The following is a 23,092-nucleotide window of genomic DNA, read 5'->3' on the forward strand; positions in this document are numbered from 1 at the left end:
CTAGGAAATACAGTATGGAAACCGGCGTTGTTAAGTGGTTCAACTCGGAAAAAGGCTACGGCTTCATCACCCCGGAAGCGGGCGGCAAAGATTTGTTCGCGCACTTCTCGGAAATCCAGGCCAACGGCTTCAAGTCCCTGGAAGAAAATCAGCGTGTGAGCTTCGTGACGGCGAATGGTCCCAAGGGCCCGCAAGCGACGAAGATCCAGGTGCTGTAAGCCCCTGACGCTTTGGAAAGCCCCTTCGGGGGCTTTTTTGCTGCCTGGTCGAAAAGTAGGGCCGGAACGCTGGCCTTCTTTAAAGGTTTGACGTCTTTCGAGATTCCCTCATACACTGGGCGGGCGAGATTTTCAAGCGACGTGGTCGTTACTCCTGTCGCCGTTACTGGTACCCAGTTGCCCATCCCCATCCTTGATCATCTGGCACTCCGCGAGCAATCGCTACTCGAAGGTGAAGGACACATTCATGGCAACAGGCATCGTCAAGTGGTTCAATGCCGAAAAGGGCTACGGCTTCATCACTCCTGATGACGGCAGCAAAGATCTTTTCGCGCATTATTCGGAAATCAGCAGCGAAGGCTACAAGTCGCTGCAGGAAAACCAGCGCGTGACATTCGAAGTCGGCCAGGGCCCCAAGGGTCCCAGCGCCAAGAACATCAAAGTCACGGCCTGACGCCGGCTAACGCCGGCCGTTTCGACTGTCGCCCTCGTCGGTCTCGTGCCGGCGGGGGCGTTTTGTCGTCTGGAAACTGCGCTTCGTCCGAATAATATGTAAGTAAATTTCGCATTTGCGAATTTATGTACGAAAAGCAGGGGCCGCATCACCCCGCCGATAGAATTGCCGCGCCCGCTCGCGTCGAGCGGTATACCGGAGATAATACGAATGAAGATGCGTCATGGCGCCGCAGCGCTCGCCCTGGTTCTGGCCCCTTATTCTGCGTCGCAGGCCCTGGATATAGGCGGATTGATCGGTGCGGGCAGTAAAGTCGTGCAAGCGGCTACGCTCAGCGATGCTGACATCAAGTCTTTGTCCGACAAGGCCTGCGCAGAGAGCGACAAGCAGGAAAAAATCGCCAAATCCGGCAGCAAGTACGATGCACGCCTGCAGAAGCTGGCCAAGGCGCTGGGAGGCACGGTTAACGGGCAAAAAGCCAACTACAAGGTCTACCTGACTTCCGATGTCAATGCCTGGGCCATGGCCAATGGCTGCATCCGCGTATACAGCGGCCTGATGGACATGATGACCGATGACGAATTGCAGGGCGTCATCGGCCACGAAATCGGCCACGTGGCGCTGGGCCATACCAAGAAGGCCATGCAGACCGCCTATACGGTCTCGGCGGCGCGCGATGCGGCTGGCGCGGCCGGCGGCAACGCGGCGGCGGCCCTGAGCGCGTCGCAACTGGGCGACCTGACTGAGAAATTCATCAATGCGCAGTTCTCGCAATCGCAGGAAAGCGGTGCCGACGACTATTCGTTCGATTTGCTGCAGGCCAAGAAGCTCAATACGCGCGGTTTGGTGACGGCGTTTCAGAAGCTGGCTGAACTCGACGGCGGCAAGAGCGACATGATGAGCTCCCACCCCTCGTCGACCAAGCGCGCCAAGCATATCGAAGACAAGATCGCCGCCGCCAAATAAGCGGCGTTTCGGTTCCCGCAGGGCGGCTGCGTTGGGGACTTCCCCAGTGCTGCCGCCCTGCTCGCGCAGGGGGCTTGAACTTTCCGGTAAAATGCGCTGTTTATTTGTTCGTTCACTTACTTTCGGAATATTTTGATGCAGCCTGTGGTTGAAACCCTCTCTGGTCTGGAACGCCGTGTCGATCTGGCAGTTTCCGTGGCCGACGTTGAAAAGGAAGTCCAGGCGCAACTGAAGCGCGTGGCCCGCACGGCCAAGGTGCCTGGGTTCCGTCCTGGCAAGGCCCCGCTGGCCATGCTCGAGCGCAGCCATGGCCCCGGCATCCGCTACGACGTCATCAATGGCCAGGTCGGCCGCGCCTTCGAACAGGCCGTCGACGGCGCCAAGCTGCGCGTGGCCGGCTCGCCCACGCTCGAGCCCAAGACCGAAGGCGTTACGGACGATACCCTGGCCTTCACCGCCACCTTCGAGGTCTACCCCGAAGTGGCCGTGCCTGAACTCGCCGGATTGGCCGTTACGCGCTACGACACCGCCGTCTCCGAGGCCGAAGTGCAGCAAACGCTCGACGTCCTGCGCAAGCAGCGCGCCAACTACGAGGCACGCGAAGACCGCGCAGCCCAGGATGGCGACCGCGTCACGCTGGATTTTGCCGGCACCATCGATGGCGTGCCGTTCGAAGGCGGCAAAGCCGAAAGCTTCCCGTTCGTGCTGGGCCAGGGCCGCATGCTGCCCGAGTTCGAAGCTGCCGCCAGCGGCCTGAAGGCGGGTGAAACCAAGGTGTTCTCGCTCAAGTTCCCCGACGACTACCAAGGCAAGGAAGTCGCAGGCAAGACCGCCGAGTTCACCATCAGCGTCAAGGAAGTCGCCGAAGGCGTGCTGCCCGAAGTGAATGGTGATTTCGCCAAGTCGCTGGGCCAATCCGAAGGCGACGTCGAAAAGCTCAAGGCCGACATTCGCGCCAACATCGAACGCGAGGTCAAGGCGCGCACGCAAGGCCGCACCAAGGCCAGCGTCATGGACGCCCTGGTCGAGGCCGGCAAGTTCGACGTTCCCAAGGCGCTGGTCGACAACGACGTGCAGAACCGCGTACAAGCCGCCCGCGAAGAGCTCAAGCAGCGTGGGGTGCCCAATGCCGAATCCGTGCCCATTCCGGCTGAAGCCTTTTCCACCGAATCCGAGCGCCGCGTGCGCCTGGGCTTGCTGGTGTCCGAACTGGTCAAGCAGGCGCAGTTGCAGGCCAAGCCCGAACAGGTGCGCACGCGCATCGAAGAGTTCGCACAAAACTACGAGCAACCCGCCCAGGTGGTCAGCTACTACCTGGCCGACCGCCAGCGCCGCGCCGAAATCGAAGCCATCGTGCTCGAAGACAACGTGGTGCAGCACGTGCTCGACAAAGCCAAGGTCACCGAAGAACAGGTGCCTTTCGATCAGTTGATGGGGATGGCGTAAGTATGCAGCGTTTCACCGATTTCTATGCGGCAATGCACGGCGGGGCGTCGGTCACGCCTACTGGCCTGGGCTATATCCCCATGGTCATCGAGCAGTCGGGGCGCGGCGAACGCGCCTACGACATCTATTCCCGCCTGTTGCGCGAGCGTCTCATTTTCCTGGTCGGTCCAGTCAATGACAATACGGCCAACCTGATCGTGGCGCAGTTGCTGTTCCTGGAATCGGAGAACCCTGACAAGGACATCTCGCTATACATCAACTCGCCCGGCGGGTCGGTGTATGCCGGGATGGCCATCTTCGACACCATGCAGTTCATCAAGCCCGACGTTTCCACCTTGTGCACGGGGCTGGCTGCCAGCATGGGTGCTTTCCTGCTGGCTGCCGGCAAGAAGGGCAAGCGTTTCACGCTGCCCAATTCGCGCATCATGATCCACCAGCCTTCGGGCGGCGCCCAGGGGCAGGCCTCCGATATCCAGATCCAGGCTCGCGAGATCCTCGACCTGCGTGAGCGCCTGAACCGCATCCTGGCCGAGAACACCGGCCAGCCCGTCGAGCGTATCGGCGTGGACACCGAGCGTGACAACTTCATGTCGGCCGAAGATGCGGTATCGTATGGCCTGGTGGACAAGGTTCTCGCATCCCGTTCCGAGGGTTAAGCGAACGGAAACACCCCGGGCTATGCGGTGCCGTCACGTCCGAGTAAGCGTTGAATGCGTCGGCCGCTCATCGGCGGGCGCATTCCCACCAGAGATACGAAACACATATGCCTGACAAAAAGGGATCGGCCGACGCAAAAGTGCTGCATTGCTCGTTCTGCAATAAAAGCCAGCACGAAGTCCGCAAGCTGATCGCGGGGCCGTCGGTATTCATCTGCGATGAGTGCATCGACCTCTGCAATGACATCATTCGCGAAGAGGCGCAGGCGACTGCGCGCGCGGCCATACGGTCCGAACTGCCTACGCCCACCGAGATCAAGACCTTCCTGGACCAATACGTCATCGGCCAGACCTTGCCCAAGCGCATGCTGGCGGTGGCCGTGTACAACCACTACAAGCGCATCCGCCACGGCGAGATCAAGGGCGACGAGGTCGAGCTCTCCAAGAGCAACATCATGCTCATCGGCCCGACTGGTTCGGGCAAGACGCTGCTGGCCCAAACGCTGGCACGCATGCTGAACGTGCCGTTCGTGATGGCCGACGCCACCACCCTGACCGAAGCCGGTTATGTGGGGGAAGACGTCGAGAACATCATCCAGAAGTTGCTGCAGAACTGCAACTACGAGGTCGAGAAGGCGCAGCGCGCCATTATCTATATCGATGAAATCGACAAGATCTCGCGCAAGTCCGACAACCCGTCCATCACTCGCGACGTATCGGGTGAAGGGGTGCAACAGGCGCTGCTCAAGCTCATCGAGGGCACGGTGGCATCGGTGCCGCCCCAAGGCGGCCGCAAGCACCCCAACCAGGACTTCGTCCAGGTCGACACCACGAATATCCTGTTCATCGTCGGTGGCGCCTTCGACGGCCTGGAGAAAGTCATACGCGACCGTACTGAAAAGTCCGGTATCGGCTTTTCGGCCTCCGTACGAGCCAAGTCCGAGCGCGGGGTGGGCGAGCTATTCAGCGAAGTCGAACCCGAAGACCTGATCAAGTTCGGCCTGATTCCCGAACTGGTCGGCCGTCTGCCGGTCGTGGCCACGCTGGACGAACTGGACGAGGCCGCACTGGTCCAGATCCTGACCGAGCCCAAGAACTCCCTGATCAAGCAGTTCCAGAAGCTGTTTGCCATGGAAGGCGCCGAACTCGATGTGCGCCCGGGGGCAATGAAGGCCATTGCCCGCAAGGCGCTCAAGCGCAAGACCGGGGCTCGGGGCCTGCGCTCCATCATCGAGGCCGCTTTGCTCGACACCATGTACGACTTGCCCTCCCAAGGCAACGTCAGCCGGGTGGTGCTGGACGAGAACGTCATCGACAGCGAGAGCAAACCTTTGCTGATCTACGCCGACGAGGCCGCCGCCCCAGACAAGCCGGCGCGCAACCAGGTGCGCGGCGCAGCAGCCTGAAAACAAAGCAAAAAACCCGTTCTGTAACGGGTTTTTTTGCCTTGGGTGGCCGAGCGGATGCCGATGGCTTGATTTTTCGGCTATCGTTCCCATATCAGACGTAGCCGACACGGATAAATGGGTCCTACCCCCCTGTCCGATACCGATACGCCGAGTCTTACCAAGGAATCTTTTATGTCTGCCAGCCAGACCCTGCCTTCCGAACCCATCGACCTGCCGCTGCTGCCGCTGCGCGACGTGGTGGTGTTTCCGCACATGGTCATCCCGCTGTTCGTAGGCCGTCCGCGCTCGATCAAGGCGCTGGAAGTGGCCATGGAAGCGGGCAAGAGCATCATGCTGGTGGCACAGAAATCTGCCGGCAAAGATGATCCCACGCCCGAAGACGTATACGAGATCGGTTGCGTGGCCGGCATTCTGCAGATGCTGAAACTGCCCGATGGCACCGTCAAGGTGCTGGTCGAAGGCACCCAGCGCGCCCGCATCGACAGCATCGACGACGCCGAATCGCATTTCGTCTGCCAGGTCACCCCGGTGGCTCCTGATGCTGTCCAGGGTTCCGAAACCGAAGCCCTGCGCCGCGCGATCGTGGCCCAGTTCGAGCAGTACGTCAAACTCAACAAGAAGATCCCGCCCGAGATCCTGACCTCGCTGGCGGGCATCGACGATGCCGGCCGCCTGGCCGACACCATCGCGGCGCACCTGCCCCTGAAGCTCGAGCAAAAGCAGAAAATGCTCGAGATCCTGGGTACGTCCGAGCGCCTGGAAGGCTTGCTGACGCAACTGGAAACGGAAATCGACATTCTTCAGGTCGAAAAGCGCATCCGTGGCCGCGTCAAGAAGCAGATGGAAAAAAGCCAGCGCGACTACTACCTGAACGAACAGGTCAAGGCTATCCAGAAAGAGCTGGGTGAAGGCGAAGAGGGTGCCGACATCGAAGAGCTCGAAAAGAAGATCATTGCCGCGCACATGCCCAAAGAGGCGCGCAAGAAGGCCGATGCCGAGCTCAAGAAGCTCAAGCTGATGTCGCCCATGTCAGCGGAAGCGACGGTGGTGCGCAACTACATCGACACGCTCATCAATCTTCCCTGGAAGAAAAAGAGCAAGATCAACAGCTCCATTGGCAATGCCGAGAAAGTGCTCGACGACGATCACTACGGGCTGGAAAAGGTCAAGGAGCGCATCCTGGAATACCTGGCCGTGCAGCAGCGCGTCGACAAGGTCAAAGCGCCCATTCTGTGCCTGGTGGGCCCTCCGGGCGTGGGCAAAACCTCGCTGGGGCAGTCCATTGCGCGCGCCACGAATCGCAAGTTCGTGCGCATGGCGCTGGGCGGCGTGCGCGACGAAGCCGAGATTCGCGGCCATCGTCGTACGTACATCGGTTCGATGCCTGGCAAGATCGTGCAGAACATGAGCAAAGTCGCGGTACGCAATCCCTTGTTCCTGCTTGACGAGATCGACAAGCTGGGCATGGACTTCCGCGGCGACCCATCTTCGGCGCTGCTGGAAGTGCTCGACCCCGAACAGAACCACACCTTCCAGGACCACTACATCGAGGTCGATTTCGACCTGTCCGATGTCATGTTCGTGGCGACTAGCAACACGCTTAATATCCCGCCGGCGCTGCTGGATCGGATGGAAGTGATCCGCCTGTCGGGCTACACCGAAGACGAGAAGGTCCATATCGCACGGGACCATCTGCTGCCCAAGCTGCTGAAGAACAACGGCGTGAAAGAATCCGAGCTGACGGTCGATGATTCGGCGCTGCGCGATATCGTTCGCTATTACACCCGCGAGGCGGGCGTGCGGGCGCTCGAGCGCGAAGTAGGCAAGATTTGCCGCAAGGTCGTCAAGGAACTGCTGGCGCAAGCCGACAAGGCCAAGGCCGAAGGCCAGTCCGTAAAGACGGGCGCGCCGGCGCATGTAGATGCCGACAATCTCAGCGATTACCTGGGCGTGCGGCGCTACGCCTTTGGCATGGCCGAAAAAGAAAACCAGGTGGGCCAGGTAACCGGCCTGGCCTGGACCGAGGTGGGTGGCGACCTGCTCACGATCGAAGTGGCCGACATGCCGGGCAAGGGCGTCATCCAGCGTACCGGCTCACTCGGCGATGTCATGAAAGAATCGGTCGAGGCTGCCCGCACGGTGGTGCGTTCGCGCGCACGCCGCCTGGGCTTTGCCGATAGCGTGTTCGAAAAGCACGATATGCACGTGCACGTGCCCGAAGGCGCCACCCCCAAGGATGGCCCGTCGGCGGGTATTGCCATCACCACGGCCATGGTGTCGGCTTTGTCGCGAATTCCCGTGCGCGCCGATGTGGCCATGACGGGTGAAATCACCCTGCGTGGCGAAGTATTGCCCATCGGCGGCTTGAAAGAAAAGCTGTTGGCGGCGCATCGCGGCGGCATCAAGTCCGTACTGATTCCCGAGGAAAACGTCAAAGACCTGGCCGAGATTCCGGACAACGTCAAGAACCACCTCGAGATCGTGCCTGTGCGCTGGATCGACAAGGTTCTGGAACTGGCGCTGGAGCGCCAGCCCGAGCCCTTGGCCGAAGAGGACGCGGTGAAAGAATCCTTGGTGGCCAAGCCTGCCGAGGCGGACGCGGCCGGGGACCCAATGTTCAAGCACTAAGCTGCCGCGCGGTTTGCGGTCATGGCAAAAGGGGCGTCTTTGCGGCGCCCCTTTTTATTGCGCGTGGCCCTGCGCTATCCAGGTTAATGCAGCGCCTGTGTGCGGATCAGGCCCACTGCGATACCTTCCAGAGCGAATTCCTGGGTGCCGTCGACCAGAATAGGGGAGAAGTCGGGGTTTTCGGGCAGCAGTTCGATGCGGCCTTGACGACGCTGCAGGCGCTTCACGGTGACATCATCGCCGAGGCGGGCAACGACGATCTGGCCGTTGCGAGCGTCGGCCGCGCGTTTGACGGCCAGCAGGTCGCCTTCGAGGATACCGGCGTCGCGCATGCTCATGCCGCGGACTTTCAGCAGGTAGTCGGGGGTTTGCGCGAATAGGCCCGGATCGACACCGATTTCGCGTTCGACATGTTCGGCCGCCAGGATGGGGCTACCCGCCGCCACCCGGCCTATCAGTGGCAACAACAGGCGGCCCATGGCATCGGCCAGCCCAGTTGCCGCGGAGGCCGCCGCTTCCACGGGCGAGGCACCGGTTTCGACCGGGGTTTTCAGGCGGATGCCGCGCGATGCGCCGGCGGTAAGTTCAATGGCGCCCTTGCGGGCCAAGGCCTTCAGGTGGTCTTCGGCGGCATTGGGAGAACGAAACCCCAGTGCCCGCGCGATTTCGGCGCGGGTGGGCGGGAAACCGGTGCGCGCGACGGTCTGCCGGATGAGATCCAGGATTTCCTGTTGGCGGTCGGTGAGTTTGCTGGCCATGGCGATGATCCGGAAAACGGACTGTATGGATATACAGCGATTCTGGATGAGCCGGCGCAAAAAAGCAAGGGCCCGGGCCAAGCCGGGCGGGGCGCCCATGAAAAAGGGGCCCGTTCTTGCGGCGGGGCCCCTGTCAGGTGACAAGCGTGCTTATTGCTTGATGACCGCGGCAATGGCCTTTGCTACGACATCGATGTTGCGGCTGTTCAGGGCGGCCACGCAGATGCGGCCGCTGGACACGGCGTAGATGCCGTGCTCTTCGCGCAATACATCGACCTGGGCGGCGGTCAGGCCGGAATACGAGAACATGCCGCGCTGCTGCAGCACGAAGCTGAAATCCTGCGTGACGCCGGCCGCCTTGATCTTCTCGACCAATTGCTGGCGCATCAGGCGGATACGGTCGCGCATTCCGGCCAGTTCCTGTTCCCACAGCGCGTACAGTTCGGGCGTGTTGAGCACCGTGGACACCACTGTGCCGCCATGGGTGGGCGGATTGGAGTAGTTGGTGCGTATCACGCGCTTGAGCTGGCTGAGCACGCGCTTGGCTTCGTCTTGATTGCCGGCCACGACGGTCAGGGCACCCACGCGTTCGCCGTACAGCGAGAACGATTTCGAGAACGACGAGCTGATCAGCATGGTCAGCCCCAGGTCGGCGAACAGGCGCACCACCGCGGCATCTTCTTGCAAGCCAGAGCCGAAACCCTGATAGGCGATGTCCAGGAAGGGCACCAGGTTGCGGGCCTTGACCACCTGGGCGATCTGTTGCCACTGTTCAGCAGTGGGGTCGACACCGGTGGGGTTATGGCAGCACGCGTGCAAAACCACGATGGTTTGCGCCGGGGCGGCTTGCAGCGAAGCCAGCATGCCTTGGAAGTCCAGGCCGTGCGTGGCGGCATCGTAGTAGGCGTAGTTTTCGACCGGGAAGCCCGCGCGCTCGAACAGGGCGCGGTGGTTTTCCCAACTGGGGTTGCTGATCAGCACCTTGGACTGCGGCAACAGTTGGCGCAGGAAATCGGCGCCGATCTTCAGTGCCCCGGTGCCGCCCAGGGCCTGGGCCGTCAGTACCCGGCCTTCGGCGGCCAGGGCGGAATCGGCCCCCAGCAGCAGGGTCTGGGCCCCCTTGTTGTATCCGGCGATGCCCTCGATGGGCAGGTAGCCGCGTGCGGCGGCTGCTTCGACGCGGGCAATTTCAGCCTTGCGGACTGCCGCCAGCAGCGGAATGCGGCCGTCGTCGTCGTAATACACGCCCACGCCCAGATTGACTTTACCGGGGCGGGTATCGGCGTTGTACTGTTCGTTCAGCCCCAGGATGGGGTCGCGCGGCGCAAGTTCGACGGAATCGAAAAGAGAGCTCATGAGGTTCGGTAAGGGTATGTGGACGCGGGGGGCGCTGCTGTGGATAATGGGGGGTTTACCCTGAGACAGTCTAGCATGACCGATCCTGGATTCGTCGATTTTCCTGATAGCCCCTTTCACCTGTACCAGCCTTATCCGCCAGCGGGCGACCAGCCCGCCGCGATCGAGGGCCTGGCAGCGGGCATCCAGGATGGCCTGATGTACCAGACCCTGCTGGGCGTGACCGGCTCGGGCAAGACATACACCATGGCCAACATCATCGCCCGGCTGGGCCGGCCGGCCCTGGTGCTGGCGCCCAACAAGACGCTGGCGGCGCAGTTGTACGCGGAAATGCGCGAGTTCTTCCCCAAGAATGCAATCGAGTATTTCGTTTCCTACTACGACTACTACCAGCCCGAGGCATACGTTCCCACTCGCGACCTGTTCATCGAGAAAGACTCGTCCATCAACGAGCACATCGAACAAATGCGCCTGTCGGCGACCAAAAGCCTGCTCGAGCGCCGCGACACCATTATCGTGGGCACCGTCTCGTGCATCTACGGTATCGGCAATCCCGGCGACTACCACGCCATGGTGCTCATCCTGCGCTCGGGCGATCGTATTTCGCGGCGCGAGGTGCTGGCGCGGCTGGTGGCCATGCAATATACGCGCAACGACGCCGACTTCACGCGCGGCACGTTCCGGGTGCGTGGCGAGACGCTCGATATCTTCCCGGCAGAAAGCCCCGAACTGGCGCTGCGCCTGATGCTGTTCGATGACGAGATCGAATCGCTCGAATTATTCGACCCCCTGACCGGCCGGGTCCGCCAGAAAGTGCCGCGGTTTACTGTCTATCCGGGCTCGCACTACGTCACGCCGCGCGATACGGTCCTGCGGGCCATCGAGACCATCAAAGAAGAGCTGCGCGCACGCCTGACACTGCTGACCGCCGAGGGCCACCTGGTCGAGGCGCAGCGCCTCGAACAGCGTACCCGCTTCGACCTCGAAATGCTGCAGGAACTGGGCTTCTGCAAGGGCATCGAAAACTATTCGCGGCACCTGTCGGGCGCGGCGCCGGGCGATCCGCCGCCCACCCTGATCGATTACCTGCCGGCCGACGCCCTGATGTTCATCGACGAAAGCCACGTCACGATCGGCCAGCTGGGCGGCATGTACAAGGGCGACCGCTCCCGCAAAGAAACGCTGGTGCAATACGGCTTCCGGCTGCCATCGGCACTGGACAACCGGCCGCTGCGCCTCGAAGAGTTCGAGGCGCGCATGCGCCAGTGCGTGTTTGTTTCGGCCACGCCGGCTGCCTACGAGCAAGAACACGCCGACAATGTGGTCGAGCAGGTGGTGCGGCCCACCGGTCTGGTCGACCCGCAGGTCGAAGTGCGTCCGGCTCGCACGCAGGTCGACGACTTGCTGGGCCAGATCAAGCAGCGCGTGGCGCTCCAGGAGCGCGTGCTGGTCACCACGCTGACCAAGCGCATGGCCGAAGACCTGACCGACTTCCTGGCCGAGCATGGGGTGCGCGTGCGCTACCTGCATTCCGATATTGATACCGTCGAGCGTGTCGAGATCCTGCGCGACTTGCGCCTGGGCACGTTCGACGTGCTGGTGGGTATCAACCTGCTACGCGAAGGCCTGGATATTCCCGAAGTGTCGCTGGTGGCCATTCTGGATGCTGACAAGGAAGGCTTCCTGCGTTCCGAGCGCAGCCTGATCCAGACCATCGGGCGGGCGGCCCGCAACCTGAACGGCCATGCCATCCTGTATGCCGATAACGTCACTGCTTCCATGAAGCGTGCCATGGACGAAACCGAGCGGCGACGCAACAAACAGTTGCAATTCAACGTCGATCACGGCATTACCGCGCGCGGCGTCAGCAAGGCCGTGCGCGAACTCATCGACGGTATTGTCGCGCCGGCTCGCCACGATACCCTTGAGGCGGGCATCGCGCCCGAAGTGCTGGCCGACGAAAAGGCCGTGGCCCGCGAGATCCGCCGCCTGGAAAAACTCATGACAGACCATGCCCGCAACCTGGAATTCGAGCAGGCCGCGGCTGCGCGCGATGCGCTCAATGCGCTCAAGCAGCGGGTGCTGCTCGACGGCATTGGCTAGCGCCCGGCGGCAGGTCGAATCGGCCCCGCGGCGGGGCAGTGCTGCATTGCGGGCAAACCCACGGTTTTGTTACTGCTGGGCTGAAAAATAGTTGATGTGTCACTTTCGATCATTGTATTAAGCTATTGATTTTATAAATAAAAATAATCAATGCCGGGCAGTTGGGCTTGCTTGCGCAATTGCAAAAAAAACTTGCTATATTCCGGGTTTTCCCTCAGACTTGCACCCATGATGACCAAGGTACTTTTCGTTTGCATGGGTAATATCTGTCGCTCCCCAAGCGCAGAGGGCGTTTTTCGCCATTTGGTGAACGATGCCGGTTTGAGCGATGTCGTGCGTGTGGATTCCGCAGGCACGCATGCCTATCACATTGGCGAGGCCCCCGACGCCCGGGCCCAGGCCGCCGCTCGCAAGCGCGGCTATGAGATCAACCACTGCGAGGCCCGGCAGGTTACCGCCGACGACTTCCGCGAGTTCGATCTCATCCTGGTCATGGATTGGGACAACCTGTCGGCGCTGCAGCAGCAGTGCCCCAAGGCATATCAGCACAAGTTGATGTTGTTGATGCGTTTTGCCAACGAATTCGAAGAAGCCACGGTGCCCGACCCTTATTATGGCGGCCCCGAAGGTTTCGGCAAAGTGCTCGACTATCTTGAAGATGCCTGTCAAGGCGTCCTGGAACTGGTCCGCAAGCGGGCCACCCAATACCAGGCAGCCTGATCGCCGGTTGGCCGGCCCTGAAAAACCGCGCTATGGCGCGGTTTTTTGCGATTGAGATGGCTTAGCAATTTAGTCGGGAATTTGCTATACTTGACGCAATTACTCAGGTATTGGACGCTTCATTCGGGCGCCCAGCCGGTTTCAACAGGAATCCACCATGCGGCTTACTACGAAAGGGCGTTTCGCGGTTACTGCGATGATCGACCTGGCCATGCGGCAGCACAGCGGTCCGGTGACTCTCGCGGCCATCAGCCAGCGCCAGAATATTTCGCTTTCTTACTTGGAACAGTTGTTCGGCAAATTGCGCCGGCACGAACTGGTCGACAGCGTACGCGGCCCCGGCGGCGGCTATTCGCTGGCCCGGTTGGCTCGTAACGTGACGGTTGCCGACATCATCTTTGCGGTCGATGAACCCCTGGACGCCACCAACTGCGGCGGCAAGCATGACTGCACCAGCGGCAACGACGGCAAGTCAGGCAAGTGCATGACGCACGAGCTCTGGACGACCCTGAATCGCAAGATGGTCGATTACCTGGATTCCGTGTCCCTGCAAGACCTGGTCGACCAACAGCGACTGCGCCAGTTGCAGGAGGCCACCAAGGCGGCGCAGGGTTGCACCGCCGTGCGGGTAGAGCGCGGTGCCGCAGGCGCCCCCGCGGTTTCCAGCCCCGCCATCGCCGTTGACGCCACCGTATAAGCAGGAGTAGCAACACATGACCACCCGTCCGATCTACCTTGATTATTCCGCCACCACGCCCGTCGATCCCCGCGTGGTCGAGAAAATGGTGCCCTGGCTGTACGACAACTTCGGCAATCCGGCATCGCGCAGCCATGCTTTCGGCTGGGAAGCCGAGGAAGCGGTCGAGAACGCCCGCCAGGAAGTGGCCAATCTGGTCAACGCCGACCCGCGTGAGATCATCTGGACCTCGGGCGCCACCGAATCGGACAACCTGGCCATCAAGGGCGCTGCCAATTTCTACGCCGAGCGCGGCAAGCACATCATCACGGTCAAGACCGAGCACAAGGCAGTACTGGATACCTGTCGTGAGCTCGAGCGCCAGGGCTTCGAGCTTACCTATCTGGATGTGCGCGACGATGGCCTGGTCGATCTGGATGCGTTCAAGGCGGCGTTGCGGCCCGATACCATCCTGGTGTCGATCATGATGGTGAACAACGAAATCGGCGTGATCCAGGACATCGAGACACTGGGGGAAATCTGCCGCGAGAAGGGCATTATTTTCCATGTGGACGCGGCTCAAGCTACGGGCAAGGTCCAAATCGACCTGCAGAAGCTCAAGGTCGACCTGATGTCGTTCTCGGCCCACAAGACCTATGGCCCCAAGGGTATCGGCGCGCTGTATGTGCGGCGCAAGCCGCGTGTGCGCATCGAGGCGCAGATGCACGGCGGCGGCCACGAGCGTGGCTTCCGGTCGGGCACGCTGGCTACCCACCAGATCGTCGGCATGGGCGAGGCTTTCCGTTTGGCCCGCGAGGAAATGGGAACCGAGAACGAGCGCATCCGCATGCTGCGCGACCGTTTGTGGGTGGGCTTGTCGCAAATCGAGGAAACCTATCTGAACGGCAGTCTCGAGCAGCGCGTGCCGCATAACCTGAACGTCAGCTTCAATTACGTCGAGGGTGAGTCGCTGATCATGGCCATCAAGGAATTGGCTGTTTCCAGCGGGTCGGCCTGCACCTCGGCCAGTCTCGAGCCGTCTTATGTGCTGCGCGCACTGGGCCGCAACGACGAACTGGCGCACAGCTCGATCCGCTTCACCCTGGGCCGGTTCACCACCGAACAGGAAATCGACTACACGATCGAACTGATCAAGAGCCGCGTGGGCAAGCTGCGCGATATGTCGCCGCTGTGGGAAATGGCCCAGGCGGGCATCGACCTGAACACTGTACAGTGGGCCGCCCACTGAGCGCCCGCGCGATCGACACAGGAGAAACATCATGGCATACAGCAGCAAAGTTCTGGATCACTACGAGAATCCCCGCAACGTGGGTTCGTTCGACAAGGGCGACGACTCGGTGGGTACCGGCATGGTCGGCGCGCCCGCTTGTGGCGACGTGATGAAACTGCAGATCAAGGTCAGCGAGTCGGGTGTCATCGAAGACGCGCGCTTCAAGACTTACGGTTGCGGTTCGGCCATTGCCTCGAGCTCGCTGGTTACCGAATGGGTCAAGGGCAAGACGCTGGACGAAGCGCTCGACATCCGCAACACCCATATCGCCGAAGAGCTGGCCTTGCCGCCCGTGAAAATCCACTGCTCGATCCTGGCCGAAGACGCCATCAAGGCGGCGGTGCAGGACTACAAGGAAAAGCACGCGTCGCCGGCCGAGGCCGACGCCGCGGCAGTTGCGGCGGTGAACTGAAATGTCCGTTACCCTGACCCAGCAGGCGGCCTCGCACATCGGGCGCTACCTGCAAAAGCGCGGCAAGGGCGTAGGCCTGCGGTTGGGCGTGCGCACCACCGGATGCTCGGGCATGGCTTACAAGCTTGAGTACGTGGATGAGCCCACGGCCGAAGACATGGTTTTCGAGAGCTTCGGCGTCAAGGTATTCGTAGACCCCAAGAGTTTCTCTTACCTGGAAGGCACCGAGCTCGACTATGCGCGCGACGGCTTGAACGAGGGCTTCAAGTTTCGCAACCCCAACGAAAAGGCGACCTGCGGCTGCGGCGAGTCGTTCACGGTGTAGGTCTTGGTGGCAGACGACCATTTCAGCCTGTTTGACCTGCCCGCACGGTTCGATGTAGATGTCCAGGCACTTGAACGCGCCTGGCGTGCCGTGGCCGCCCAGGTGCACCCCGACCGCTATGCCACCGCCAGCCCGGCCGAGCGCCGTGTGGCCATGCAGTGGGCGGCGCGCGCCAACGAGGCCTACCGGCAATTGCGCGATCCGCTCTTGCGGGCGCGCTATCTGTGCGAGCAGGGGGGCGTGGATCTGCAGACCGAAAGCAACACCGCAATGAACTCGGCGTTCCTGATGCAGCAGATGCAATGGCGCGAGATGCTGGATGACGCGCGCCACGATCCTGCCGTGTTTGCCACGCTGGAGACCGAACTTGGCGAGGCGCGCCGGCAGATGCGCGACACCCTGGCCACGCTGCTCGACGAACGCCAAGACTACGCTGCCGCTGGTGCCAAGGTACGCGAATGGATGTTCGTCGAAAAACTGGCGCAAGAGCTGGCGGCCGCCCGGCCGACCGACTAGCCGCATCGGCCCGGCCCGCGCCGCGCTGTTTCCCCGCTTTCCTATCCCAAGCTTAATCATGGCCTTATTGCAGATTTCCGAGCCTGGCGAGTCGCCCGCGCCGCACCAACGCAAGCTGGCGGTGGGCATCGACCTGGGCACGACCAATTCCCTGGTCGCCGCCGTGCGCAGCAGCACGCCCGAAGTGCTGCGCGATGCCGATGGGCAGGCGCTGCTGCCTTCGGCGGTGCGCTATTTCGCCGACGGCAAGGTGGCCATCGGCGGGCAAGCGCTGGCACAACAAGCTGCCGACCCGTTCAATACCGTTGTCTCGGTCAAGCGCTTCATGGGGCGCTCGTTGGATGAGGCGCGCGCCAGCGGTGCGCCTTACGAGTTCGTCGAGGCCCCCGGTATGGTGCGGCTGCGTACGGTACAGGGCGAGCTCAGCCCGGTGGAAGTGTCGGCGCAGATCCTGGCGGTATTGCGCCAGCGTGCCGAAGACGTACTGGGCGACGACCTGGTGGGCGCGGTCATTACCGTGCCTGCCTATTTCGACGATGCCCAGCGCCAGGCTACGCGCGATGCCGCGCGGTTGGCCGGCCTGAACGTGCTGCGCCTGTTGAACGAGCCCACGGCAGCCGCCATCGCCTATGGGCTGGATCAGGCGGCTGAAGGCACGTATGCCGTATACGACCTGGGAGGCGGCACGTTCGACGTGTCCATCCTGCGCCTGACCAAGGGCGTGTTCGAAGTCGTTGCCACGGGCGGCGATACGGCGCTGGGTGGCGACGATTTCGACTGGGCCATCAGCGAATTCGCCCGCGCCACGCTGGGCGATGCGCCGTTGATACCGGCTGACCGCCGCACGGTGCTGGTAGCGGCCCGTGCGGCGCGCGAAGCGTTGTCGCAAGAGTCGTCCGTTGCGCTGCGCGCCACGCTGCAAGACGGCCGCGCGCTGGACCTGACCCTGACTCGCGAACAGTTCGAGCAATTGGCCGAGCCGCTGGTGCGCCGTACCCTGGATCGAGCCCGGGCGGCGCTGCGCGATGCCGGCTTGACCGTGTCCGACGTCAAGGGTGTGGTGATGGTGGGCGGTGCGACCCGCATGCCGGTCATCCAGCGGGCCGTGGGCGCGTTGTTCGGCACCGAGCCGCTGGTCGAGCTTGATCCGGACCAGGTGGTGGCACTGGGAGCGGCCCTGCAGGCCAATTTGCTGGCGGGCAATCGCCTGCCCGGCGAAGACTGGTTGCTGCTCGATGTCATTCCCTTGTCGCTGGGCCTGGAAACCATGGGGGGCCTGGTCGAGCGCATCATTCCGCGCAACAGCACCATTCCGGTCGCGCGCGCCCAGGAATTCACTACATTCAAAGATGGGCAGGGCGCCATGAGCTTGCACGTGGTGCAGGGCGAGCGCGAGCTGATATCCGATTGCCGCTCGCTGGCGAGTTTCGAGTTGCGCGGCATTCCACCCATGGTGGCAGGCGCGGCGCGTATCCGCGTGACCTTCCAGGTGGATGCCGATGGCTTGCTCAGCGTCACGGCCCGCGAACAAAGCACCGGTGTCGAGGCGGCAGTGTCGGTCAAGCCGTCGTACGGCCTGTCTGACGACGAAATCACGCGCATGCTGGCCGACAGCGTTGCGCAGGCCGACAGCGACGCCCAAGCCCGCATGCTGCGCGAGCAGCAGGTTGAAGCCCGCCGGCTGGTCGAATCTGTGCATGCCGCGCTGGCCGCCGATGGCGACTTGCTGGATGCCGACGAGCGCCGCCTGGTGGATGAGTGCCTGCAGGCGGCGGCCGCGGCCCAGGACGCCGACGATGCGGATGCCGTCCGAAGCGCTGTCAAGGCCCTGTCGGACGCCACCGAGGAATTTGCCGCCCGGCGCATGGACCGCGGTATCCGCGCGGCCCTGGCCGGCCGTAAACTGGACGAAATCGCCTGATCGAACCGCCCGAAGTATGCCCAAACTGACTGTATTGCCTCATCCAGACGTGTGCCCCGAGGGCGCTGTGATCGAAGACGCGCCGCAAGGAAAATCCATCTGCCGCGTGCTGCTCGATAACCACATCGAGATCGAGCATGCCTGCGAATTGTCGTGCGCCTGCACGACCTGTCACGTGATCGTACGCGCGGGGTTTTCTTCGCTGGAAGACGCCACCGACGACGAAGAAGACTTGCTGGACAAGGCCTGGGGCCTGAGCTCCACGTCGCGGCTGTCGTGCCAGGCCCTGGTTGCCGATGCCGACCTGACGGTCGAGATTCCCAAGTACACGATCAACCACGCCAAAGAGGAACACTGATGAAGTGGGTCGACACATACGATATCGCCGCTGCATTGGCCGATACGCATCCCGACGTGGATCCGAACACGGTGCGTTTTACGCAGTTGCGCGAGTGGGTCATTGCCTTGCCCGGCTTCGATGATGATCCCTCCCACAGCGGCGAAAAAATCCTGGAGGCCATCCAGATGGCCTGGATCGACGAAGCGGCCTGATCCATGACCACGCCCACCCGACTGCGCTTCGGCCTGGCCGCCAATCGCCTGCACCATGAAACGCCCGATGCGGCGCTGTTCAACTGGCTGCGGACCAGTTCGCCGGCCATCCGCGAACTGGGCGTGCAACTGCATACGGTAGGGCGAACCCACGACGCGATCGTGCGCGAAGGCATGTTGCAGGGGTATCCGGGCCTGATCCGCTATCCCTATGGCCGCGAAGGCGGCCTGATGAAACTGGTGGCGCGGGTGACCGAGGGCCGCGACGGCGAGGCGCCATTCGACGGCGCCATTTACCTGATCGATCCGGTCGACCCGTCATCGATCTTTCCCGAGGCCCTGGCGCTGAAGCGTCAGTGCATCACGCATGGGCGGCCGTTCATTTCGACCTTGGCGGGCGCCATCGAATGGATGGAGGTCGAGCGGCTGCATGCCGGATGGGTGCCTGATCCGTCGGTGGCGCGCCTGTTCGATTTCGGCCGCCACACGCTGGCGTTGATTTCTCACGACGCACTCAAAGACGAAATGGTGGCATTTGCCGCCGATCATTTCGAGCTGCTGTCGCAGTTTGCACGGCGCGTGGCCACGGGCACCACTGGTGCGCGCCTGAACGAGCTGGCGTGGTCGCGCGGCTGGCCGGCGGATCGTCCGTGGGTGCAGCGCTACCTGAGCGGCCCGCTGGGCGGCGATGCCCAGATTGCCGAACTGGTGCTGGAACACCAATGCCAGCGCGTCATTTTCTTCGAGGATCCGCACGTCGCGCGCCAGCACGAGGCCGACATCCAGTTGCTGGAGCGTGCGGTGCGCGTGGTGACGGCCTCGGCCATCTGTGCGACTTCGCCATCGGTGGCGCGGCGCTGGGCCCAGGCCATGGAGCGCCGCGGCGCCTGAGGCGGGGCCACGCGTTTAGCGTGGCCGTTTCATCAGCGCGGCAATCGCGCAGGCAATCGACAGTACCAACAACAGGGCGGCAATGCGCAGCAAGCCGGTGCCGCCCAGCACATCGCCACCGCCGACCACTGTGTCGGATATGCCGCCCAGCCAGAGCAGGGCGCAGAACAGCGCCAGGATGAACAGCAGCACGGCCGCGCTGGCCAGCAGCGTCAGCATCAGGCGGCCGGCGCGCGGCGGCGCTGTCAGCGTGCGGCGCTTGGGCAGCACCACATACAGCAGCAGAACGATGAAGGCCACGATGATCAGCAGCTTGACGAGCATGGTGGCCGGATCCTTTTAGTGCGTGTTGCCAGGGTTCAGTCTTCGGGCCGCAGGTGGGGAAAGAGAATGACGTCGCGGATGCTGGGGCTGTCGGTCAGCAGCATGACCAGGCGGTCGATGCCGATGCCGCAGCCGCCGGTGGGAGGCATGCCGTATTCGAGCGCCCTGATGTAGTCGGCATCGAAATACATGGCTTCTTCGTCGCCCGCGTCCTTGGCCTCGACCTGGGCGCGGAAGCGTTCGGCCTGGTCTTCGGGGTCATTCAGCTCGGAGAACCCGTTGGCGATTTCGCGGCCGGTCATGAACAGTTCAAAGCGTTCGGTGATGCCAGGGCGGGTATCCGAGGCGCGGGCCAGCGGCGACACCTCGATCGGGTAGTCGATGATGTAGGTGGGGTTCCAGAGCTGCGCTTCGGCGGTTTCCTCGAACAGCGCCAGTTGCAGCGCGCCCAGGCCAGCCCGCGACAGCACCGGGCCGTTCACGTCGGCACCCAGTTTCTTCAGTTCGGCACGCACGAAGCCGGCGTCGTCGAGCTGGGCCTGGGTGTAGCCCGGGGCGTACTTCAGGATGGCTTCGCAGATGGTCAGGCGATCGAACGGCCTGGACAGGTCGAGCTCGCGTTCCTGGTAGGTGAGTACCGCGCTGCCGGTGGCGGCAATGGCCGCCTCGCGCAGGATCTTCTCGGTGAAGTCCATCAGCCACCGGTAGTCTGCGTAGGCAGCATAGAACTCCATCATGGTGAATTCGGGGTTGTGCCGGGGGCTGACGCCTTCGTTGCGGAAATTGCGGTTGACCTCGAACACGCGCTCGAAGCCGCCCACGATCAGGCGCTTCAGGTATAGCTCGGGCGCAATACGCAGGAACATTTCCATGTCGAGCGCATTGTGGTGCGTGACGAACGGCTTGGCGGCCGCGCCGCCCGGAATCGGGTGCAGCATCGGCGTCTCGACTTCCAGGAAACCGGCATCGAGCATGACCTGACGTATGCTGCCCACCGCCTTGCTGCGCACTTCGAATGTGCGGCGCGTGGCGTCGGTCATGATGAGATCGACGTAGCGCTGGCGGTAACGCAGTTCCTGGTCGGCCACGCCGTGGAATTTGTCGGGCAGCGGCCGCAGCGACTTCGACAACAAGCGGGCGGTGGCGGCATGCACCGACAGTTCGCCCTTGTTGGTCTTGAACACCGAACCTTCGATCGCGATGATGTCGCCGATATCCCATTGCTTGAAGGCAGCATAGGCCTCGTCGCCCAGCGTGCCGCGGTCGAGATAGATCTGGATGCGGCCGCTGCCGTCTTGCAAGGTGGCGAAGCTGGCTTTGCCCATCACGCGCTTGAGCATCATGCGGCCCGCCACTTTGGCCTGCACGCCGGCAGCGGCCAGGGTTTCCTGGTCTTGTTCGCCATATTGGCGATGCAGGTCGGCGGCGCGCGCGTCCGGCACGAAGTCATTGGGATACGCAACGCCGGCTTCGCGCAGTTTGGTCAGCTTGGCGCGCCGTTCGGCGATCAAGCGGTTTTCGTCCTGGGGGGCCGCGGCGGGCGAGTGATCGGTCATGATGGGTCAGTCGTAATTGCGGATATCGTCGATTTCGGTGGTGCCGAAGTCGTCGCGGTCGAGGTAGGCCACGATGCGGGCGGCCACGCCGGCGGGCGCGGCCAGCTTGCCGGTGGCATGGAATTCCTGGAACTTGGCCAACGCCGGAAAGCTGGCGGGGTCGCTGGCGCGGATGGTTTCCTGCATGCCGGTATCGACAATGCCGGGAGCCAGGGCGACGGCGCGCACGCCCTGGGCGCCTTGTTCCTGGTTGAGCACACGGGTGTACATGTCGAGGGCGGCTTTCGTGGCGCAGTACACACCCCAGCCGGCATTGGGATTGCGGCCGGCGCCAGACGAAATATTCAGTACCCGGCGATCGGCCTGCAGGCCTTGTACGGCCGTGACGAAATGCGCGGTCAGCAGCATCACTGCGGACACGTTCAGGTTGAACGCAGCGGCGATGGCCGGGCCGTCTGCCAGCGCAGCAGCCGCGGCCACGGGTTGCACGGTGCCGGCGTTGTTGATCAGCAGGTAGCGCCCGGCATCGCGCGGCAGGGCGGCGCCGATGCGCTCGGCGGCTTGCGCGGCTGCCTGCAGGTCGGACAGGTCGACCTGGATCTGTTCCAGGTCGGCGCCCTGGGCCTGGGCATGGGCGGCCAGCTCGGGGTCGGCGCGGCGGGCCAGGGTGATCAGCCGGGTGCCGGGCCGGGCCAGGCCGCGGGCCAGCGCGGCGCCAATGCCGCGCGAGGCGCCGGTCAGGATTGCGATCGTGTCGGTCATGCGCTTGCCTCTTCAGGATAGGGGGTGCCGGCGGGCACCCGCGGGATCACACGCCTTGCTTCAGGCTGGCCTGGATGAAGGGATCCAGGTCGCCGTCGAGCACCTTCTGGGTATTGGAGATTTCCACGTTCGTACGCAGGTCCTTGATGCGGCTCTGGTCGAGCACGTACGAGCGGATCTGGTGGCCCCAGCCCACGTCGGTCTTGGAGTCTTCGAGCTTTTGCTGTTCGGCCATGCGGTTGCGCATCTCGAGCTCGTAAAGCTTGGATTTCAGCATCTGCATGGCTTCGGCGCGGTTGCGGTGCTGGGAACGATCGTTCTGGCACTGGACCACGATGCCGGTGGGTATGTGGGTCAGGCGCACGGCCGAGTCGGTCTTGTTGATGTGCTGCCCGCCCGCGCCGCTGGCGCGATAGGTATCGACGCGCAGATCGGCCGGATTGACTTCGATCTCGAACGAGTCGTCGACCTCGGGGTAGACGAACACGCTGGCGAACGAGGTGTGCCGACCGCCGGAGGAGTCGAACGGGCTTTTGCGCACCAGGCGATGCACGCCGGTTTCGGTGCGCAGGTAGCCGAAGGCGTAGTCGCCCTCGAGCTTGATGGTGGCCGATTTGATGCCGGCGACTTCACCTTCGGATTCTTCCAGGATCTCGGCCTTGAAGCCCTTGCGCTCGGCGTACTTCAGGTACTGCCGCAGCAGCATCGATGCCCAGTCTTGCGCTTCTGTGCCGCCGGCGCCGGCCTGGATGTCGAGGAAGCAGTTCAGCGGATCGGCCGGATTGGCGAACATCCGGCGAAATTCCAGGCCCTCGAGCTGTTGCTGGAAGCCGTCGGCGTCGGCCTCGATGGATTCCAGCGTGGCGTCGTCGTCGTCGGCCGAAGCCAGGTCGAATAATTCCTGGGAATCGGCGATGCCGGTGCGCAGGGCGGTCAGGGTGTCGACCACGTCTTCCAGGGATTTTTTTTCACGGCCCAGGTCCTGGGCGTGCTTGGGGTCGTTCCAGACGGCCGGGTCTTCGAGCTCGGCGTTGACGACCTGCAGGCGTTCGGCCTTCAGATCGTAGTCAAAGATACCCCCGTAGCGCCTGCTCGCGCTGCGCGTAGTCGGCAATGCGGGCGGCGAGCTGGTTCTGACGTTCGGCTTCCATG

The 23,092-nt window shown here is 62.9% G+C and carries 24 protein-coding genes; 18 read left to right on the top strand and 6 right to left on the bottom strand.

From position 1 onward, the window contains the following. Window positions 1-14 precede the first annotated feature (14 nt). From KW845_RS21935 to lon, 7 genes are all read left to right on the top strand, one after another. Window positions 15-218: a cold-shock protein gene (locus tag KW845_RS21935; protein WP_012249703.1), complete on the top strand. Its 204-nt coding sequence runs from the start codon at window positions 15-17 to the stop codon at window positions 216-218. Window positions 219-465: 247 nt separating this feature from the next. Further along, complete coding sequence (locus tag KW845_RS21940) at window positions 466-672, top strand: cold-shock protein (RefSeq protein WP_207405529.1); 207 nt, start codon at window positions 466-468, stop codon at window positions 670-672. 210 nt (window positions 673-882) lie between these two features. Continuing rightward, the gene (locus KW845_RS21945) at window positions 883-1,638 is read left to right on the top strand and encodes a M48 family metalloprotease (protein ID WP_218371498.1); all 756 of its coding nucleotides are present in this window, start codon (window positions 883-885) and stop codon (window positions 1,636-1,638) included. Between the two features lie 135 nt (window positions 1,639-1,773). Beyond that, complete coding sequence (gene tig, locus KW845_RS21950) at window positions 1,774-3,084, top strand: trigger factor (RefSeq protein ID WP_218371499.1); 1,311 nt, start codon at window positions 1,774-1,776, stop codon at window positions 3,082-3,084. A gap of 2 nt (window positions 3,085-3,086) precedes the next feature. Beyond that, window positions 3,087-3,740, top strand: a complete 654-nt coding sequence (gene clpP, locus KW845_RS21955; RefSeq protein ID WP_218371500.1) for an ATP-dependent Clp endopeptidase proteolytic subunit ClpP — start codon at window positions 3,087-3,089, stop codon at window positions 3,738-3,740. 107 nt (window positions 3,741-3,847) lie between these two features. Further along, window positions 3,848-5,146 (top strand): ATP-dependent Clp protease ATP-binding subunit ClpX, encoded by a 1,299-nt coding sequence (clpX, locus tag KW845_RS21960; RefSeq protein ID WP_218371501.1) that lies wholly within the window; start codon window positions 3,848-3,850, stop codon window positions 5,144-5,146. A 174-nt stretch (window positions 5,147-5,320) separates the two neighbouring features. Further along, entirely contained in the window at window positions 5,321-7,777 is a 2,457-nt protein-coding gene (gene lon, locus KW845_RS21965; protein ID WP_218371502.1) for an endopeptidase La, read from the top strand. Window positions 7,778-7,860: 83 nt separating this feature from the next. Here the strand turns inward: lon and lexA are convergent, their stop codons facing one another. Together lexA and KW845_RS21975 are read right to left on the bottom strand one after the other, a co-directional pair. Further along, entirely contained in the window at window positions 7,861-8,535 is a 675-nt protein-coding gene (lexA, locus tag KW845_RS21970; RefSeq protein ID WP_218371503.1) for a transcriptional repressor LexA, read from the bottom strand. Window positions 8,536-8,685: 150 nt separating this feature from the next. After that, window positions 8,686-9,891, bottom strand: coding sequence for an amino acid aminotransferase (locus KW845_RS21975; protein ID WP_218371504.1), 1,206 nt, complete (start codon window positions 9,889-9,891; stop codon window positions 8,686-8,688). Between the two features lie 75 nt (window positions 9,892-9,966). Between KW845_RS21975 and uvrB the strand changes: the two genes are divergently transcribed. The 11 genes from uvrB to KW845_RS22030 all read left to right on the top strand — a co-directional run bounded on the left by uvrB (window position 9,967) and on the right by KW845_RS22030 (window position 19,298). Next, window positions 9,967-11,994 carry an excinuclease ABC subunit UvrB gene (gene uvrB / locus KW845_RS21980; RefSeq protein ID WP_218371505.1) on the top strand — a complete coding sequence of 676 codons (2,028 nt, stop codon included), beginning with the start codon at window positions 9,967-9,969 and terminating at the stop codon, window positions 11,992-11,994. A 228-nt stretch (window positions 11,995-12,222) separates the two neighbouring features. Next, window positions 12,223-12,714: a low molecular weight protein-tyrosine-phosphatase gene (locus tag KW845_RS21985; protein WP_218371506.1), complete on the top strand. Its 492-nt coding sequence runs from the start codon at window positions 12,223-12,225 to the stop codon at window positions 12,712-12,714. A gap of 157 nt (window positions 12,715-12,871) precedes the next feature. Further along, a complete protein-coding gene (iscR, locus tag KW845_RS21990) occupies window positions 12,872-13,411 on the top strand; it encodes a Fe-S cluster assembly transcriptional regulator IscR (protein WP_218371507.1) in 540 nt (179 codons plus the stop codon). Between the two features lie 16 nt (window positions 13,412-13,427). Then, on the top strand, window positions 13,428-14,639 hold the full coding sequence (locus KW845_RS21995; RefSeq protein WP_218371508.1) for an IscS subfamily cysteine desulfurase: 1,212 nt from the start codon (window positions 13,428-13,430) through the stop codon (window positions 14,637-14,639). Between the two features lie 31 nt (window positions 14,640-14,670). Next, entirely contained in the window at window positions 14,671-15,093 is a 423-nt protein-coding gene (gene iscU, locus KW845_RS22000; protein ID WP_218371509.1) for a Fe-S cluster assembly scaffold IscU, read from the top strand. Between the two features lies 1 nt (window position 15,094). Next, a complete protein-coding gene (gene iscA, locus KW845_RS22005) occupies window positions 15,095-15,418 on the top strand; it encodes an iron-sulfur cluster assembly protein IscA (protein ID WP_218371510.1) in 324 nt (107 codons plus the stop codon). 3 nt (window positions 15,419-15,421) lie between these two features. Further along, complete coding sequence (gene hscB, locus KW845_RS22010; protein WP_218371511.1) at window positions 15,422-15,934, top strand: Fe-S protein assembly co-chaperone HscB; 513 nt, start codon at window positions 15,422-15,424, stop codon at window positions 15,932-15,934. Between the two features lie 58 nt (window positions 15,935-15,992). Beyond that, window positions 15,993-17,855, top strand: coding sequence for a Fe-S protein assembly chaperone HscA (gene hscA, locus KW845_RS22015; RefSeq protein ID WP_218371512.1), 1,863 nt, complete (start codon window positions 15,993-15,995; stop codon window positions 17,853-17,855). A gap of 16 nt (window positions 17,856-17,871) precedes the next feature. Further along, on the top strand, window positions 17,872-18,213 hold the full coding sequence (gene fdx / locus KW845_RS22020) for an ISC system 2Fe-2S type ferredoxin (protein ID WP_218371513.1): 342 nt from the start codon (window positions 17,872-17,874) through the stop codon (window positions 18,211-18,213). Further along, window positions 18,213-18,407: a Fe-S cluster assembly protein IscX gene (gene iscX / locus KW845_RS22025; protein WP_218371514.1), complete on the top strand. Its 195-nt coding sequence runs from the start codon at window positions 18,213-18,215 to the stop codon at window positions 18,405-18,407. The genes fdx and iscX overlap by 1 nt, the downstream gene beginning before the upstream one ends. 3 nt (window positions 18,408-18,410) lie before the next feature. After that, a complete protein-coding gene (locus KW845_RS22030) occupies window positions 18,411-19,298 on the top strand; it encodes a methylglyoxal synthase (RefSeq protein ID WP_218371515.1) in 888 nt (295 codons plus the stop codon). Window positions 19,299-19,313: 15 nt separating this feature from the next. On the opposite strand, the gene KW845_RS22035 is transcribed toward KW845_RS22030, so the two are convergent. The 4 genes from KW845_RS22035 to prfB all read right to left on the bottom strand — a co-directional run bounded on the left by KW845_RS22035 (window position 19,314) and on the right by prfB (window position 23,091). After that, entirely contained in the window at window positions 19,314-19,622 is a 309-nt protein-coding gene (locus KW845_RS22035; RefSeq protein ID WP_218371516.1) for a hypothetical protein, read from the bottom strand. A 35-nt stretch (window positions 19,623-19,657) separates the two neighbouring features. Continuing rightward, complete coding sequence (lysS, locus tag KW845_RS22040) at window positions 19,658-21,178, bottom strand: lysine--tRNA ligase (protein ID WP_218371517.1); 1,521 nt, start codon at window positions 21,176-21,178, stop codon at window positions 19,658-19,660. Between the two features lie 6 nt (window positions 21,179-21,184). Further along, entirely contained in the window at window positions 21,185-21,940 is a 756-nt protein-coding gene (locus KW845_RS22045; protein ID WP_218371518.1) for an SDR family oxidoreductase, read from the bottom strand. A gap of 46 nt (window positions 21,941-21,986) precedes the next feature. Then, a protein-coding gene (gene prfB / locus KW845_RS22050; protein ID WP_218371519.1) for a peptide chain release factor 2 occupies window positions 21,987-23,091 on the bottom strand; the annotation gives its coding sequence in 2 pieces (ribosomal slippage) (window positions 21,987-23,009 and window positions 23,011-23,091; 1,104 coding nt in all). Window position 23,092: the final 1 nt, after the last annotated feature.

Origin of the sequence: Bordetella sp. BOR01, assembly GCF_019218885.1 — a bacterium.
Lineage (GTDB): Bacteria > Pseudomonadota > Gammaproteobacteria > Burkholderiales > Burkholderiaceae_B > Bordetella_A.